The 16,301-nt window shown below is 62.1% G+C and carries 10 protein-coding genes and 3 pseudogenes; 7 read left to right on the forward strand and 6 right to left on the reverse strand.

Annotated elements, in window-relative coordinates:
* Positions 1-81 precede the first annotated feature (81 nt).
* A protein-coding gene (locus HAP54_RS46435; protein WP_166296389.1) for an IS3-like element ISRj2 family transposase occupies positions 82-1,211 on the reverse strand; the annotation gives its coding sequence in 2 pieces (ribosomal slippage) (positions 82-959 and positions 959-1,211; 1,131 coding nt in all).
* A gap of 37 nt (positions 1,212-1,248) precedes the next feature.
* Entirely contained in the window at positions 1,249-4,071 is a 2,823-nt protein-coding gene (locus tag HAP54_RS46440; protein ID WP_166298032.1) for a beta strand repeat-containing protein, read from the reverse strand.
* A gap of 272 nt (positions 4,072-4,343) precedes the next feature.
* Here HAP54_RS46440 and HAP54_RS46445 point away from each other — a divergent pair, with 272 nt between their 5' ends.
* From HAP54_RS46445 to HAP54_RS46460, 4 genes and pseudogenes are all read left to right on the forward strand, one after another.
* Entirely contained in the window at positions 4,344-5,294 is a 951-nt protein-coding gene (locus HAP54_RS46445) for a hypothetical protein (RefSeq protein WP_166298033.1), read from the forward strand.
* Positions 5,295-5,351: 57 nt separating this feature from the next.
* A pseudogene (locus HAP54_RS46450) lies at positions 5,352-6,685 on the forward strand (IS1182 family transposase).
* A 266-nt stretch (positions 6,686-6,951) separates the two neighbouring features.
* Complete coding sequence (locus HAP54_RS46455; protein ID WP_166298034.1) at positions 6,952-9,351, forward strand: TonB-dependent siderophore receptor; 2,400 nt, start codon at positions 6,952-6,954, stop codon at positions 9,349-9,351.
* A 213-nt stretch (positions 9,352-9,564) separates the two neighbouring features.
* Positions 9,565-9,825: a hypothetical protein gene (locus HAP54_RS46460; RefSeq protein ID WP_166298035.1), complete on the forward strand. Its 261-nt coding sequence runs from the start codon at positions 9,565-9,567 to the stop codon at positions 9,823-9,825.
* A gap of 59 nt (positions 9,826-9,884) precedes the next feature.
* On the opposite strand, the gene HAP54_RS46465 is transcribed toward HAP54_RS46460, so the two are convergent.
* Together HAP54_RS46465 and serA are read right to left on the reverse strand one after the other, a co-directional pair.
* Positions 9,885-10,151, reverse strand: a complete 267-nt coding sequence (locus HAP54_RS46465) for a hypothetical protein (protein ID WP_224741498.1) — start codon at positions 10,149-10,151, stop codon at positions 9,885-9,887.
* 407 nt (positions 10,152-10,558) lie between these two features.
* Positions 10,559-11,809 (reverse strand): phosphoglycerate dehydrogenase, encoded by a 1,251-nt coding sequence (gene serA / locus HAP54_RS46470; protein ID WP_166298036.1) that lies wholly within the window; start codon positions 11,807-11,809, stop codon positions 10,559-10,561.
* A gap of 171 nt (positions 11,810-11,980) precedes the next feature.
* On the opposite strand from serA, the gene HAP54_RS46475 reads away from it, so the two are divergent.
* Positions 11,981-12,226 carry a hypothetical protein gene (locus HAP54_RS46475; protein ID WP_166298037.1) on the forward strand — a complete coding sequence of 82 codons (246 nt, stop codon included), beginning with the start codon at positions 11,981-11,983 and terminating at the stop codon, positions 12,224-12,226.
* Positions 12,227-12,464: 238 nt separating this feature from the next.
* Here the strand turns inward: HAP54_RS46475 and HAP54_RS46480 are convergent.
* Positions 12,465-13,808, reverse strand: a pseudogene (locus tag HAP54_RS46480) (tetratricopeptide repeat protein); the annotation flags it as partial.
* Between the two features lie 64 nt (positions 13,809-13,872).
* Between HAP54_RS46480 and HAP54_RS46485 the strand changes: the two are divergent.
* Positions 13,873-14,670, forward strand: a complete 798-nt coding sequence (locus HAP54_RS46485) for a hypothetical protein (protein WP_210297456.1) — start codon at positions 13,873-13,875, stop codon at positions 14,668-14,670.
* A complete protein-coding gene (locus tag HAP54_RS52685; protein ID WP_210297455.1) occupies positions 14,604-14,888 on the forward strand; it encodes an integrase core domain-containing protein in 285 nt (94 codons plus the stop codon). The genes HAP54_RS46485 and HAP54_RS52685 overlap by 67 nt, the downstream gene beginning before the upstream one ends.
* Before the next feature lie 63 nt (positions 14,889-14,951).
* Here the strand turns inward: HAP54_RS52685 and HAP54_RS46490 are convergent.
* A pseudogene (locus HAP54_RS46490) lies at positions 14,952-16,300 on the reverse strand (DUF6519 domain-containing protein).
* Between the last annotated feature and the right edge of the window lies 1 nt (position 16,301).

Raw genomic sequence — 16,301 nt, forward strand, 5'->3', positions numbered from 1 at the left:
TGAACGCGGGGCCTTTCGATTTTGTCGTTGCGTCGGGAGGGCGTAGCCCGACCAGAGCGACGACAAAATCGTCGGCGACGGTCATGCGGCCATCACCATAGCTTGCGTGCCGAAGTAAGCCTCGTCGGGCGTGCGCCCGTCAAGGCTCGAGTGAGGGCGTCCCTGATTGTAGAAGGCCAGATACTTGGCAATTGACGCTCGCGCCTCGGACACGCTGTCGTAGGCGCGGAGATAAACTTCTTCGTATTTGACCGTGCGCCAGAGCCGCTCGACAAACACGTTGTCGCGCCAGGCGCCCTTGCCGTCCATGCTGATGGCGATCTTCGCGTCCAGCAGCACATCGGTGAACTCGAGGCTGGTGAACTGGCTGCCCTGGTCCGTGTTGAAAATCTCGGGCCTGCCGTGCTTCGCCAACGCCTCCTGGACCGCTTCGACGCAGAAGGCCGCCTCCATTGTGATCGAGACGCGATGGGCCAGGACCCGTCGGCTGAACACATCGACGACCGCCGCGAGATAGACGAAGCCACGCCGCATCGGAATGTAGGTGATGTCCATTGCCCACGCCTGGTCGGGCCGCTCGATCTTCAATCCGCGCAACAGGTACGGGTAGATCTTGTGACCCGGTGCCGGCTTACTCGTGTTCGGGCGACGATAGACCGCCTCGATCCCCATGCGCTTCATCAGCGTCGCGATGTGGCGGCGACCGGCGTATACGCCCTCCCGCCGCAGCAACGATCGCTGCATACGCGCTCCCGCGAAGGGATAATCGAGATGCAGCTCATCGAGCCGACGCATCAAGGCAAGGTCCTCGGCCGAAACTGGCCGAGGTTCATAGTAGACCGTGCTGCGAGCCAGCTTCAGGACCTTCGCCTGGCGCACGATAGAAAGATCATGACCGCGGTCGATCATCGCTTTGCGCTCAGCAGGCCCGCCTTGGTGAGCGCGCCGGACAAAAAATCGTTTTCCAACGCCAGCTCGCCGATCTTGGCATGTAACGCCTTCAAATCGACCGGCGTCTCGGCCGACGCCTTGTCATGCCCAAACACGCCGGCGGCGCCTTCCAGGAGCTGGTTTTTCCAGATCGTGATCTGGTTCGGATGAACATCAAACAGTTGCGCCAGCTCCGCCAGCGTCTTCTCGCCTTTGACCGCAGCCAAAGCAACCTTCGCCTTGAATGCCGGAGAATGCATCCGGCGGCTCTTCTTCGTCATCTTCGCTCCTGATTCGCGGCAAGAATCCTCGCCGCTGTCAGGCAGAAAATCCACTCAAGCTACTGTCCGAATTTGCGGAGCCAGCTCTGCCGTCGCCGTTGGCGCCGCCGGCCTCGGTGGTGCCGAACAGGTTGCCGGCGCCGTCTTCGATGAGGGCGCCGAGCGGATTGGCGCCATTCGTGCCGTTAAAGCTCGCCAGCGTCACCAGCGTGTAGGAGCTGCCGCTCTTGACAAGCTCGAACACGGTGCCGTTGTTGAACGCACCGCCCGAGAACGTCGTGCCGAACAGGTCGCCGGCACTGTCCGCGATGAGGCCGGCTTCCGGATCGGCGCCGTTGAGCCCATTGAAGGTCGCAAGCGTGATGGGCGCACCGATCGTGCCGCCGTTGTTAGGCAGCTCGAATATCGAGCCCGCACCATTAGCCGTCGTGCCGAAGACATTCCCGGCGACGTCCACCGCCATGGCGCCCTTCACGCCGGTGACGGGCAGGATGACGTCGGTTATATTGCCGAGGTTCACCTGCTCGAAAGCCGAGGCGTTGACGCCCTTGAACACGTCCAGACGACCGGTGAGCTCGTCTTCGACGAACATCTCGTTGCCGGTGACGAGGGCGATTTGCGGGGCCCATTGCCCGACCTTGGCGGCCAACACGTCCGGGGCGACGAAGTTCGCGCCGGCCATCTGAACGCTTGCATCCTGCTGGGATGGGGTGAAGAGGCCGGCGCGCACCGTGTTCGAAAATAACACGCTTCCAGCCGCGTCGATGAGCAGGGCTGACTGGGGAACAACCCCCAAGGTCTGGGTAGCATTACCGACAAGGTGATCGTTCGGATCCACCACCATGAGACCCGTGTTGATCGGGCCGGGCGTGCCCGAGTAGAGGCCGCCGGTCTTCGCGATCTCGAAGATCGTCCCGGTGCTGCCTTGCGGTCCCGTCGTCTCCCCATACAGGTTGCCGGCCGCGTCGATGACGAGCGTTGTCTGCGGCAGCGAGCTGGCGCCGCCGGTGAACGTGACGAGCGTGCTCATGTCCGCCGGCGCTCCGCCGCCGCTGCCGATCTGCGGACCATGCTGGGTGAGGCCGGCAATCGACACCGCGCTCGTGGCGACAACGCCCGACGCATTGGCGACCGCGCCGTTGAGGTTGACGCTCGACACGGCGAGCGAGCCCACGTCGGTGTCGCCTGCGGAGACCGTATAGTCGAACACGAGCTCGCTCGAGCTCGACTTGGCGGCATCGAAGGTGGCGGTCCCACCATCATTGAGCGTGAGGGTCGGGATACCCTTGGTAGTGTCGATCGCGCCGACATTGCTCACGGCGAGCACGATGGTGCCGCTTTCGCCGGCGCCAAGCTGCGTGCTTGGGAATGCGAAGCCGATGCCGGTGACGCTCGGCTTGCTGTCGTCGACGTTGACGGAAAGGGTTGCGGCCACGCTGCCGCCGTGGCCATCGCTCACCGTGAAGGTGAAGTTGTCGGTGACCTGGCCTGTGGCACCGGCGAGGTTGCCAAGCTCGGTCGCATTGGCGCCCGACACATAGGCGAACGAGCCGTCGGCGTTGAGCGTAAGATCGCCATAGGTGCCGTGCACCGCGCTACCGAGCGAACCACCGCTGACGGCGGAAACGCTCAGATCGTAACCATTGGCGTCGCTGTCGCCTGCGAGCGCGCCGCTGCCGGCGGTGCCGGCCGTGCCCGCGACGGAACCACCGGAGGTGACGCTCACGGTCCCCGCCTGGACCGAGGGCAGCGGCGTCAGGTTGATCGTGAAATACTGCGTCGGAGGCGTGATCGCGCCGTAATTATCGCCCGACTCCGGCGCCGTCGCGAATGAAACAGAAATCTGAACCGAGGACGGCGCAGAGCCCGACGTATTTTCGTATTGGATCGTATCCAGAATGTCGGTGACCCAATCGGTACTTAACACGGTCTCATCTGCCTGATGCGCGTTGATGGTGGTGCCCTGGCTTCCGATCTGGGCAGTGGCCGCTCCACTCAAGATCGAATATCGCCCATGAGCACTGTCAAATTGGATAGCGTTCGTCGGGCTGCTGATGAGCGCAGGATTGATCAGCAGTTGATCGCCCGTTTGGGGATTTACGATCGAAATGTCGACAGCCGTCACGTCCTGGTAGGAGTACGGGTGGGTGATGCCGGGGGCATTCGATGTCCACGAGCCATTGAGGCTCTGGACGTACGCCCCTGGCATAACGGTGGTCGGGACGTTGGCGTATCCGGTCAGCGTGTTGCCGGCCGGCGCGGTGAATGTGATTTGCGCGGGAATCACAACGTCCGGAACATTGCCGACGGCGATGTTGGCGGTGGGCGCACTCACGGTGCCGTTCGAGGTGCCGAACGTGAACGAGACCTGCTCGTTGAAGGCCGGACGATTTGTCGAAGTGTCCGCATAGGCCACGGACTGCAACAGGACCCCGAGGATGTCGGGGTTCGAGTTTGCGGAGGTGAAGCTGAAATTCAGGTCCTGGCCGGAAAAGCTAAAGCTGCCGACCAAAGCATTGTTGACATAGACATTGCTGCCGGAGGTGGTGACGGTCTCCTGGACTCCGTCCCAGGTGGCGGAGTAGCCGCTGATGATCGTCAGATAGTCGGAGCCGGTCTGCGTTGACAGGTGAGCGTCAAAGGAGGTCACGCTTGCCGGACCAGATAGAAATCCGGTGGCCGTCGTGTAATTCATTGAACTCAGGACTTGGACCCAGCTGTTGTTGCCGGTGACGTCGTTCTCGAAGTCCTGGAATGTGCCGTTGCTTACGTTCGATCCGGGGTTCGCCGTGAAGTTGGTGAAATAACTCATTTCGTGCTCCAATTCGTTGATGCGGCGCGGCAATGCGTTGTCGTTCAAATGAGCGAGCGGAAGCGGCCGGCGGCCTTGCCGGGGCTGTTAGCGCGATCAAGGTTTGAGGGCCGAGCCTGATCCATTGCTGCCCCGTCAACCGGGGCACGGCACAGATTGGCGTGGCGCCACTGCGAAAAAATTGCCCGTATATCTCACCCGCCCAGGCCCGAAACGGACCATCACGACACGCTAGGTGCAATCGCGGCGTGGCTGGCGGAAAACATTGCGCGGATCGCAGCCGGCTAATAGGCTCCTAAGGGTTAAGCTGAGGGGCAGCCGTGGAGCAGGACGAACTTGAGCGCCTTGTCGGTGGCCCGTTGCGGCTGACATTCGACGAGATATTGAACCATCCCCGCCTGCCGGAAGCGCGTCGCGCCTATCTCGAGAGCTTCGTCCATCTGTACGAAGGCGATCCGTTTCTGGTTCGTTTGTTGCTTGAGGCGGGCCGATTCCTCGTCTTTCACTGCGTTGCGGTACTCGAGGCAGCGCAGGATCCGTCGAGACGCGAGACCTGGTTCACTGTGGCCGCCCTGAAACGGCAGCTCGCCATGTTCGGCTATGCGAGTGGCCGGCAAGTGGATCATCTCGTCGCGCGATTGCGCGAGGTTGGATTTATCGAGCAGCATCGAGCTCCCGGCGACGGGCGTCTCCGGCTGCTTGCGTCCACGAACAAGCTGCGCACGCATCACACCGAATGGCTCGCAACGCACTTCATCCCGCTTGCGGCGCTTTACCCCGATCATGATTACAGCCCGGTGCTGTCGCGCAATCGCGCATTTCACGTCCTGCACTGCAGCACGGGCTTTCCATTCAATCCCGTGGCTGCTCGCCTGATGATGACGCTGCCGGACACCCTTCTGTTTTTCACGCACGCCGCGGGACCACTGATCCAGAATGCGGTGCTGAAGGCTGCAATGGATGCCGCCGATCCGGCCGCTGCGGTACCCTACATCGACGCCGCCGATCGTTTCGGCGTCTCCCGGACCCATGTCCGCAACCTGATGGCCAGCGCGGAATCGGCGGGACTGGTCAAGATCACCGGGCACGGTGGCCACAGCATATTGATCCTGCCGCGCTTTTGGGCCAGCTACGATCGCGGCCTGGCCGTAGGGATGTATCTTCACGACGCGGTCAACCTCGTCGCGATGCGCCAGTGGACGAAGGGCGCCACGGATGGCGGCCCGACTGCCCCGCCTGATCGTACGGAGGCTGCCAGTTATTCGTCCTAGGAGCTTGTCTGGATAGTCGCTGTTCAAATCTGGTCGGGTCTGATTCAACATTGGGCGATGAGCAAGTATTTTCGGCCTTGGAACATCGATCAGACGCTGCTTCTGCCGCCGAATGTGCAGGACTTCGTGCCGAAAGGCCATGTCTCGCGGTTTATGGTTGATCTGGTGCGGGAGAGCCTCGATCTCAGGGAGATCATGGGCAGCTATGTGAGCGGGCTTGGGCAGCCGCCGTTTGATCCGCGGATGATGGTGGCGCTGCTGCTGCATAGCTATGCGAGTGGGCTGTATTCGTCGCGTCGGATTGCCAAGGCCTGCCGGGAGCGGAACGATTTTGTGATGATCGTGGCGCTGGATGCGCCGGATTTTCGGACGATCAGCGACTTTCGCAAGCGACATTTGAAGGCGCTCGGCGCGCTATTCGTGCAGGTTCTGAAGTTGTGCGAGACGGCCGGGCTGGTCAAGCTCGGTCATGTCGCGCTGGATGGTACGAAGATCAAGGCGAACGCGTCGAAACACAAGGCGATGAGTTATGAGCGCATGAAGAAGCGCGAGGCGGAATTGAAGGCCGAGGTCGCTCGCATGCTGGCGGCCGCCGAGGCGGCGGATGCCTCGGAGGATGAGACTTTCGGCAACAGCGACGAACTGCCGGACTGGACCGTCGACAAGCAGAAACGGCTGGCGAAGATCCAGCAAGCGATGGCGGCGCTGGAAGCGGACGCCAAACTGGCGGCGGAGGAAGAGCGCCGCATCGAGGCCGAAAAGGAACAGCAGCGCCAGGCCGAAGGCCGCAAGAAGCCGGGCAAACCGGCGGCGCTGCCATCGGAGAACCCAATCCCAAGGCGCAACGCAACTTCACCGATCCGGAAAGCCGCATCATGAAGTCGAAGGATGGCTTCGTTCAGGCCTATAATGCCCAGGCGGCCGTCGATGCACATGCCCAGATCATTGTCGCGCAAGAACTGACCCAGCACGGCAGCGATCAGGGCCAGTTGGTGCCCCTGATCGAGGCCATCGAGAGCAATCTTGGCCGCAAGCCGCGGCAGGCCTCAGCGGATTCCGGCTACTACAGCGAAGCCAATCTCGAAGCGCTCGACACACGCAGCATCGATGGCTATGTCGCGCCCGGACGCGCCAAGCACCCGACAGTAGCGAACGGAAAAGTCGGCGGCCCGCTGACACAGGCCATGCGAAAGAAGATCGACGATGGCGGCTTCGAAACACCCTACCGATTGCGAAAGCAAGTGGTGGAGCCGGTGTTCGGGCAGATCAAACAGGCAAGAGGCTTCCGCCAGTTCCTGTTGCGGGGCATCGAGAAAGTGCGCGCCGAGTGGACAATGATCTGCACCGTCCATAACCTCCTCAAGCTGTTCAACCTCGCAAACGCAGCCTGAGCCTGCTACTCTACAACAAATGCCCGTCACGAAAACATATCTGGACGGGCTCCTAGGGCCAAAACGCTAAGTTTGCCCCTCACTGCCGGCGCGCGGCGATCAGATCGATCACCGAGTTGGGCTTCGGCGACCACCTACCGCACAAAGGTCGGTGCGGTGAGGATCGCGGTCAGAACGGCCGCGTCACCGTGAGACTACGGAAGATCAGCGACTTGGATTTGCGCTGTTCGCCTTGATCCCATAGGTTCCCGTAAGGGGGCCGATCCTTGACTGGATCGGAAGATGGCTGGGGCAGCCTGATGGGGAAAGGCTTGAGTTCGGGCGCTTGTCAGGCCGTCCCGGATCGGCGTGACGCGCGCTTTTCTCGTCGTTTGGCGCGACGCGCGGCGCTCGCGGCCGTCATTGCGGTCGGGCAGTTCGGTGCGATCCGGGCGCAAGATGAGCCTGCCGATCACACAACACGTTCATCCGGCAGCCTTGAGCCGGCAGCGCGGCTGCCGCCCGTGACGGTCTACTCCAGCCGCAAGCGCATCGCCAATCCCAATCCCAAGCCCAAGCCCAAGCCCAAACCGAGGCCCGCCAAGCCGGCGGTTGCGGTCACACCTGCCACGCCCACGACGAGACGCACCAACGCGCCGGCGCTGCCCGACGGCGTCGTGCTGAACGGCGGGCCGCCCGTGACGCAGACCACCGCCGGGCCGGTGAGCGGCTATCGCGCCCTCACATCGGTCTCGGCGACCAGGACCGAGACACCGATCGAGCGCATTCCGCAGGCGGTTGCGGTCGTGCCGCGCGCCGTGCTCGATGACCAGCAACCGCTCGGGCTAATGGATGCGCTGCGCAACATCTCGGCTGTGACGCCGATGTCGGCCAACACCTTCATCGGCTATGCCTACAAGGTGCGCGGCTTTCCGGCCGACCGCTATGTCGACGGCCTGCCGAACTATTATGACGGCGGCGACAACACCTCGCTCGTCAACACCGAGCGGATCGAGGTGCTGAAGGGCCCCGCTGGCATCCTTTACCAGGGCGGCATCGGTCCGGTCGGCGGCATCATCAACACGGTCTCGAAGCTGCCGACCGAGAATCGTTTCGCCGAGATCGGCGTCACGGCGGGCGGTTACCGGCTGTGGGACACCTGGTTCGACGTGAACCAGCCGATTGCGAGCGGGGGCACGGCGCTGTTCCGCATGACCGGCGATGTCGAGAAATCCGGCGACTTCGTCGATGTGATCGAGCACCGCCGCTACGCGCTCAATCCGACGCTCCTCTTCAACGACAATGACGGCACACGCCTCACCATCCAGGGCAGCTTCTCGTCACGCTCGTTCCAGAACTACACCGGGCTGCCCGGCGCCGGCACGGTCGACCGGTCGCTGTTCACGATCGCGCCGACGCTGTTTCCCGACCGGCCTGATCTCGGCCGCAGCTGGACGACCTACAACGGCGTGACGGCGCGCATCGATCACGAGTTCAATGCGGTCTGGTCGGCGAATGCCACGGCCCGCGTCAGCGAGATGCGGCTCGAGCAGTTCGGGCATTTCCTCGGCACTGACACCCCGCTGTTCGGTTCGACGTTTCCGTTTCTCAGCTTCCACTTGCCGGTCGATACGCGCGAGATCGCGTCGAACGCCAACCTGGTTGCCAAATTCGCGATCGGACCGACCAGGAACACGGTTCTGTTCGGGGCGGACAGCGATCGTGTCGCCGACAATATCCGCGACGATGTCGGCTTCGCCGGCCTCGTCGACTTCGCCAACCCGGTGTTTCCGGCATACACGCCGCCGACCGTGAGCGCGTTCAACTCGAACAACCTCTACGTCAACAGCGGGCTGACGACGCAGTGGCAGTCGGACATCTTTGAGCGGCTGCACCTGCTCGCGGGCGTGCGTCTCGCCAATGTCTATATCCACGGCACCGATGCGGTGGCGGGCAGCGATTTCATTACCGATGCGTGGAAGCCGCAGCCGCGGTTCGGCGCGGTGGTCGATCTCGTCAAAGGCGTATCGGCTTTCGCGGACTACTCGCAGGGCTACCGCGGCGTGCCATTCTTCAATGCCGCCGGCGCACCCAAGCCCGAGGAGGCCGAACAGACCGAAGCCGGATTGAAGCTCGCGCTGCCGTCCGGCTTTGCCGGCACCATCGCATGGTTCACCAACACGCGGCGCAATGTCACGAACCTGCTGCCGGGAAGCCTTTTCCTCGCCACGCAGGTCGGCGAGCAGCGCGCAGAGGGGTTCGATGCGGACCTGACCTGGCAGCCGTCCGCAGGTCTTTCGATCCTTGCAAGCTACGCGCATGTGAACGCCATTGTGGTTCAGGATCAGCTATTCGCGCCCGGCACCATGCTCGAGCGCGTCCCGCGCGACTCCGGCCGGCTCTGGGTGAACTACAAGTTCCAGGATGGATGGCTGCGGAATGTTGCGATCGGTGCCGGCCTTTACGCGGCTTCCGCGCAGGCGGTCGCGCTCGACAACCTCTATTTCACGCCGGGATATGTCACGTTCGACGGCAAGGTCGCTTACGAGACGGATCACTGGAGCCTGGGCGTGACCGGGAAAAATCTCGCCGATCACCGCTACTTCGTGCCGTACGCGAGCGGCTCCGGATACGTCATGCCGGCCGACGGACGCACCGTGCTGGCTTTCGGGAAGCTGAGATATTGAGCGGATCGTCCGCGTAAAGCGTGATGTCGGCGTCAACCACGGCGGCTGGCGACGGATCCGATTGATTCCACCTGCGTCTCGCGCGAGACGAGATCCGCGCAAAGTTTTCCGAACGCTCGTCGCTCTCCGAGGGTAATCCTACTCCCTCACTGGAGGCTGCCTGCTCGCGAACGGCATCCCCCAAGGCATTTTGATCGCTCAAGAGAGATTTTTATGGCCGAAGCCAAAACCAATACTCCCGATTCCGAACGCTTGCCGCTCCCTGCTCTCGGATATCCGCTGCTCCTTGCCGTACTGGCAGCCTGCGGCCTGTACGCAGTTTTCATCTCCGGCCCTGCCATGCGGATAGCCGCCAGGAACAGCGTGAGCGCGCGCTCGGACAATGCCGCCTTCGCCGCGTGCAGCAGACGGCTGGCGATCATCCGCCAGAAGCAAGTCGACCGTGATAACGCGGCCGCTCAAGGCATTCTCTAGCAACGCTCGGTTCGAGACCAAGCGTTCGCGAGAACAAGACCAAGGCCGGAACGCGGTCCTCATCGGCAATAAACTGTGCCGTCCGGATTGTGAAGCCGCAGGACGCAATCGCTAAGCGCGTAGACCACGAAGGGGACGGGGTGGGAGTGTGGCTTGTCAGTGGTGCCCTTCTTCCAGGTGCCGGCGATCACGCGGAAGTTCTGATCCTCGAAGATGACTTTGTAGGTCGTCGGGTCTGCCTGGTAAGAGGGCGGGGACTCCTGTGCGGCGGCCGAAGCGATCCAGACCATTGCTGCACCCAAACCAAGCACTGTGCGTCGAATCATAACCAAATTCCTTCTTGAGGGGATCGAGAAAAGAAAACTGCACACCAGGCACAGACGAGGGCTCCTGCGCCTGACGATGGGTGAGTTGCGACACGCGAAGTAAAACGATGACCGGCCTTTGCGGGACCCATTACAGCCTCGCACACCGCTGAAAATGCCAGCGAGTCGGATTGTCAGGGCATTTTCGTTGAACGCAAGTAATTCACCCTGAGACGACCGGTGGTGCGGCAAACGACGCACCACCTCCTGGCATCTTGGTCGCATCGAGTGCCGTTCACAACGTCAAGCTCGTGCACGCACCTGGCTCCTAAATCCGAATTTCGAATCACGAACCCGTCCAAAGGCGGATGGAAGCCCTTTCGACTTACCGCCAACAGGACAACATTTCGCCACGCACCGCCATCTCATCACCCCTGCGGCCGGTTCTGGTCGTACAGCACCCGCACGCGGATCGTGCCGTGAATAGCCTTCAGCTCGGCCAACAGCTCCTCGCCTTCGCCGCCGACAACGTCGGTCTCGAGCACGACGTAGCCGACTTCCGGGTCGGTCTGCAGGTATTGCGCCAGGATGTTGATTCCGTGCCGAGACACTGCGTCGTTGACCTGACGCATCACGCCGGGAACGTTGCGGTGGACATGGATGAAGCGCGTACCGGTCGGCCGCGCCGGCAACTGCACCTGCGGAAAATTGACCGCGCCGAAGGTCGAGCCGACATCGGAATAATCAATCAGCTTGCGAGCAACCTCCCCGCCAATACGATCTTGCGCCTCCTCCGTCGAACCGCCGACATGCGGCGTGAGGATCACGTTGGACAAGCCTTGCAATGGCGAGACGAAGCGGTCGTTGTTCGACGCCGGTTCGACCGGAAACACGTCGACCGCAGCACCTGCCAGCCTGTCCTCACGCAGGGCGCCTGCCAGCGCATCGAGATCGACCACGGTGCCGCGCGAGTTGTTGATCAGATAGGCCCCCGGCTTCATCAGCCCAAGCTGGGCCGCGCCAATCATGTTGGCGGTGGCCGGCGTCTCCGGCACATGCAGTGAAACGACGTCGCTGGCCGCGAGCAGATCGTCCAGTGTCTCGACCGGCTCGGTATTGCCGTGACGCAATCTGTCGGTGTGATCGAAATAGATGACGCGCATGCCCATGGCTTCCGCGAGATTCGATAACTGCGAACCGATGTTGCCATAGCCAACGATGCCCAGCGTCTTGCCGCGCACCTCGCGGCTACCCTCGGCGGACTTGTCCCAGCCGCCAGAATGAGCGGAGATCGACCGTGGAAATATCCGGCGCAACAGCATCACGATCTCAGCGATGGTCAGCTCAGCCACGCTGCGGGTGTTGGAGTATGGAGCGTTGAATACCGGAATCCCAAAGCGTCGCGCGGCATCAAGATCGACCTGGTTGGTACCGACCGAAAAGCAGCCAATCACCATCAGCCGGTCGGCAGCCTCAAGGATCTCCGCGGTCAACTGTGTCCGCGAGCGGATCCCCAACATATGGACGCCGGAAAGTGCCTGCTTGAGCTCGCCAGCACCCAGCGCCTTCGGCAGACGTTGCATCTCGGTATAGCCATTGCCTTCGAACATGCGTGCTGCCGAGTCGTTCACGCCCTCCAGCAGCAGGACGCGTATCTTGGTTTTAGGGAGAGACAACATCGTCGAGATTCGCCTTCGTCATTCCGGGCTCGCTCTGGAAGAGCTACCATGCACAACTTCGATCACTGCATCGCCGGTGGCAGGGTGAATAGCACAACGTGATCGTCCACATCAGAAGCGCAGGCACCATCTGCGGGACGCGAGACCGAACGGTATTAAGATACCCAACAAATGACGAAGCCTGGAACAAGGCGGTCCGACCCGATTTCCAAACGGGCCGCCAGCCAAGCTGGCCGCTTACATTTTAGTAATAAAATCAATGGCTTGAATATGGCTGGCGACGCAGTGCTGATCGCACCTGTCTCCAAGCAGGATTCCCTGCAAACAGGGAATTTTGCAGGGAAACCGGCGATTTTGGCGGCTCGGAGACATGACCTGTGGCCAAAAACCGCTGCATTGCAGGGACTTATGGCTTAATTCCTTGCTGCCAATAACAGGGAATTGTTTTGGGCTAACAGGGTATTGTCACGACAGAACAGGGAATCCGGTAGGTCATTTCGGCGACCCTGCGGCTCGAAGATGCGACGAGCGAAACCGGTTGGCTCTCGCGTATCCGAAGGCAAATGTCACACGTTCGAATCGTGTCGGGTGCGCCGGACGAGATGAAACTGAGAACTGCTATCTCATTGAATTTAAGCTACAAAAGATCCTATTATTACGCAGCCTCCGGTGCCTTCGCCCGCGTCAGGTCCTTTAGGAACTGATCCATGAGCGGCTTGTTGCCAAACCGGCGATAAGAGCGCTCTGACTCTAACGAAAATGTCGGTTGGGCCCCTACCAAGTTTGCCATCGTCAGTCGCGCCGCTTCTATATCACCGCGCCTTCCTTGCAGCGCAGCCTGGATTAGCAGGCAGTTGGCATCGCGCGGCGCCCTTACAAGGCATTCGGCGATCACGGTAGCCGACTCATCGCGACGATCAGCGGCGTAAAGAGCCTGGCCATGCACATAGGCGTAATATTCCGGCGCCATGGGATGAAGGCGACGTGCTCGCTCGGCATTGGCAACGGCGTCCGCGTAGTCCCCGAAACGGACTTGCGCTTTTGCCAATGCCATCATGCTATCCGGGTCATTGGGATTCAGTTCGACGGCGCGCTTGGCGGCCTGCAGGCCGCCTGCATAATCGCCCTGCAACGCGAGCCCGAAGCTGATCACCTGATAGCCGAGCGAGAGATTGGGAGCGAGGCGCACAGCCTGGCGCGCTTCGCTAAGACCTAGTTCCAGCTCATGCGCTGTCGCCCGACCATTCGACCTCCTGGCCACATCCGCGATGTAAGTGAGGGCCAAGCCCGCACGGGCGGCGGCATAGGCCGGGTCCATTTCCAGCGCGCGCTGATATATGCCGCGTGCCTCCATAAGTGCTTCCGCATCCTGGGCGCCATGCCGGTATCGATGACGAGCCCGTAGGACAAGATCGTAAGCCTGAAGGTTGTCGGTCGGACGTTGCGCGGCAGCGGTGGCTTCACTTCGGCCGATATACGGCGCGAGCTGGGCGACGATTTCCGTGGTCAGCTCGCTTTGTACGGTGAAGACGTCGGCAACCTGCCTGTCGAAGCAGCGCGACCAAAGGTGCGCGCCCGATTTCACGTCGATCAGCTGCGCCGAGACGCGAAGCCGGTCCCCCTCGCGGCGCGCGCTGCCTTCCACCACGTAGGAAACGCCCAGCTTTACCCCGAGCTTGCGCACATCGCTTTCCTGCCCGCGCACGGCATATGTGGAGTCGCGCGCGATGATCTGAAGCTCGGAACTCCTTGCAAGCGCCGTGGTCACATCCTCGGTCAGCCCGTCTGCAAAGTACGACTGGTCGCCGCTCATGGTCGCAAAGGGCATGACCGCAACCGACGGCCGCGGGTCGGCGCGGGTCTGGTCGAAAGACAGCGCGGCCGGGAGATGGCTGACCATCGCCGCCAGGGAAAGCGGTTGGATTTGGGTGCCGATGAGGACAAGGGCTACGGCGGCGACGCCATACGTCCAGCGCGCAGCGGTACCGCGTAGAACGCGCGGTTGTGTGTACCGAAAACCTCATCCGAGTTGATGACGTGATGGAATCGCATAAGCTGGCGGAATGATCAGGCTGTTCTGTTTCGTTCTGGCCGTCTTGGCCCTACCATTCAAGTCGAAGTTGCGGCTTGAAGCTGAGAACGCGGTGCTTCGACATCAGTTAATTGTCTTGAGGCGCAGGCTGCATGGTCGCGTCCGGCTGACCAATCATGATCGCTGGTTCTTGATCCAGCTGTATCGCTGGTTTCCATCAATCCTGCAGGTCCTCACAATCATCCGACCCGAGACGCTCGTGCGGTGGCACAGGGCCGGCTTTCGTTGCTACTGGCGTTGGAGGTCGTGCCCAGTGGGAGGGCGACCGCAGATCGCCCCGGAGCTGCGCGCGTTGATTCGGCGGATGAGCATGGAGAATCCGCTTTGGGGCGCGCCACGCATTCACGGCGAACTGCTCAAGCTCGGGTTCGAGGTCGCGCAGTCAAGCGTCGCCAAGTACATGGTCAAACGGCGGGGGCCGCCCAGCCAGGGATGGCGGACCTTCTTGCATAACCACGCGCCGGACATTGCCGCCATGGACTTGTTCGTTGTCCCGACCATCGGTTTCGACCTGCTCTATGCCTTCGTCATCGTCCGGATAGACCGCAGAGACCTCGTCTGGATCAACGTCACAACCAACCCGACCGCAAAGTGGGTTGCACGTCAGATCACCGAAGCATTTCCTTGGGATGGGGCTCCGCGTCACATGATCCGGACCGCGATCAAATCTACGGCGCCATTGTCACGCGCCGACTTCGCGCCATGGGCATCCGAGATAAGCCAATTGCACCGGCCTCGCCCTGGCAGAATGGCTTTGCCGAACGGCTGATCGGATCGATCCGGCGTGAGTGTGTGGACCACATCATTGTCTTGGGCGAGGCGCATCTGCGCCGAATCCTGAGATCCTATGCGGACTATTACAACGGCGTCAGAACTCATCGATCCTTGGACAAGGATGCGCCGGTTTCTCGCCCGGTTCAGCGAACCGGTGTGATCCGTTCACGGGCCATCTTGGGCGGACTTCACCACCACTACGGCCGTGTTTAAGTTTTCGGTACACACAGGGATCCTCAGTTGTTCGCCAGCGCGACATTGCGCGGGCGGCCGGCGCTAGGCGTACGGCAACGGGGCCAGAATCTGGCGGCAGTCGTGCCACTCGACTCCGTTCCAGGACGCGAGCGGCGCGTAGTAATGCAGTGGGCCATGCGGCGGCAGGGCCGCGCCGACCGGTTTGTCGTCCGAATCCTCGCCGCCGTTCTTGCGTTCGCTCGGCCAGTCGATACCGCCGGTGGCGGTGCGCGCGGGGATGAGCCAGTAGTCTCCCGAGCGGCCCAGCCCTTCTCGGTGTCGACGGCCTTGCCGATCGGTATCGCACCATTGGCCTTGACATCGCCGACATGATCCCAGCGGCGCAGCATGGCAAGCCTGTTCTGGAAATCCTTGTATCCGTAAGAGGCGAAATCGCCGGCGAAATCGAGCGCGACGACGAGGTGTTGCGGCGGCCCCTTCACCCGCGCCAGGATGCCGGGCGCGTTGCCGCTTGCGCCGACATCGTCCACAACCTCGACCCAGTCGCCGTCCTTCAACCCGGAGCGCCGGTCGTGCCCGGCATGGCCGAGCGTGGCGCCCGACGCGCTGAGCGACACGACCGGAAAAACGACGCTGCCATTCTCGCGCGACCATTTGTAGGTCGCCTTGTCCGTCGTTCCGCCCTCGTGGATTTCGACACGATAGAGCTGATTTTCCGCGCCGCGATAGGTCGCCTCGGGCGAGATCGCGCAGAGCTCGTCCGAGGGCTTGCCGTGCGCCATCGCGCGCAAGGTGCCAGTGCCGCGGACGATGTTGTCGACGGCGCTGCAGTCGATCTTGGCGCCGCCGTCCGGCAGCAGCGACCGGACCTGCCAATAGACCTGTGCGCGTGTGCAGGTATCCGGCCCGCCGAGTGCGACCTCCCTTATGTGACCGTCGTCGAGCCACGTCACATGGCGTTCCCAAACGTCGAGATAGAACACGACATTTGCCTTCCACAAGGCAACGCGATCTGCGTCCTTCATCTCCGCGCGCGGGCAACCGAGCTGCTCGGTGTACAATGCCGCTGCGTCGTTAGCGGCGGGCACGCCGCCGACATAGTAGCGCCCGCGGGTGATCACGAGATTGCCCGCCTTTACCGCCTTGCCGAGCGCATCGTACCGATCCCGGCCGATTTGCTTCTGATCGAGCATGGCCTTCAGCTTGGCCTCCCAATCCTTTGTCATGCTTCCGATGATTTCGAAACCCGCGCCTGCGGCCGGTCCTGCGTGCGGCCCGAACAGGTCGCGCCCGAGAGCGCGCATGTAATGCAGCAGGATCGACGTCTGCTCATTCCAGTCGGCGTCGAGCTGCACCCGGCCCTGCTGCATCAGCACGCGGCTGTAGTGCTTGCCGGGATCGAACGTGTCGCGCGTAAAATCGCCCCGCATT

Origin of the sequence: Bradyrhizobium sp. 2S1 (assembly GCF_011516625.5) — a bacterium.
Lineage (GTDB): Bacteria > Pseudomonadota > Alphaproteobacteria > Rhizobiales > Xanthobacteraceae > Bradyrhizobium > Bradyrhizobium septentrionale.

Coding starts and splice junctions, on each gene's coding strand:
- HAP54_RS46460 (WP_166298035.1), top strand. CDS start 9,565: ATGGCCGAAGCCAAAACCAATACTCCCGATTCCGAACGCTTGCCGCTC.
- HAP54_RS46465 (WP_224741498.1), bottom strand. CDS start 10,151: ATGATTCGACGCACAGTGCTTGGTTTGGGTGCAGCAATGGTCTGGATC.
- serA (WP_166298036.1), bottom strand. CDS start 11,809: ATGTTGTCTCTCCCTAAAACCAAGATACGCGTCCTGCTGCTGGAGGGC.
- HAP54_RS46475 (WP_166298037.1), top strand. CDS start 11,981: ATGACGAAGCCTGGAACAAGGCGGTCCGACCCGATTTCCAAACGGGCC.
- HAP54_RS46485 (WP_210297456.1), top strand. CDS start 13,873: ATGATCAGGCTGTTCTGTTTCGTTCTGGCCGTCTTGGCCCTACCATTC.
- HAP54_RS52685 (WP_210297455.1), top strand. CDS start 14,604: ATGGGCATCCGAGATAAGCCAATTGCACCGGCCTCGCCCTGGCAGAAT.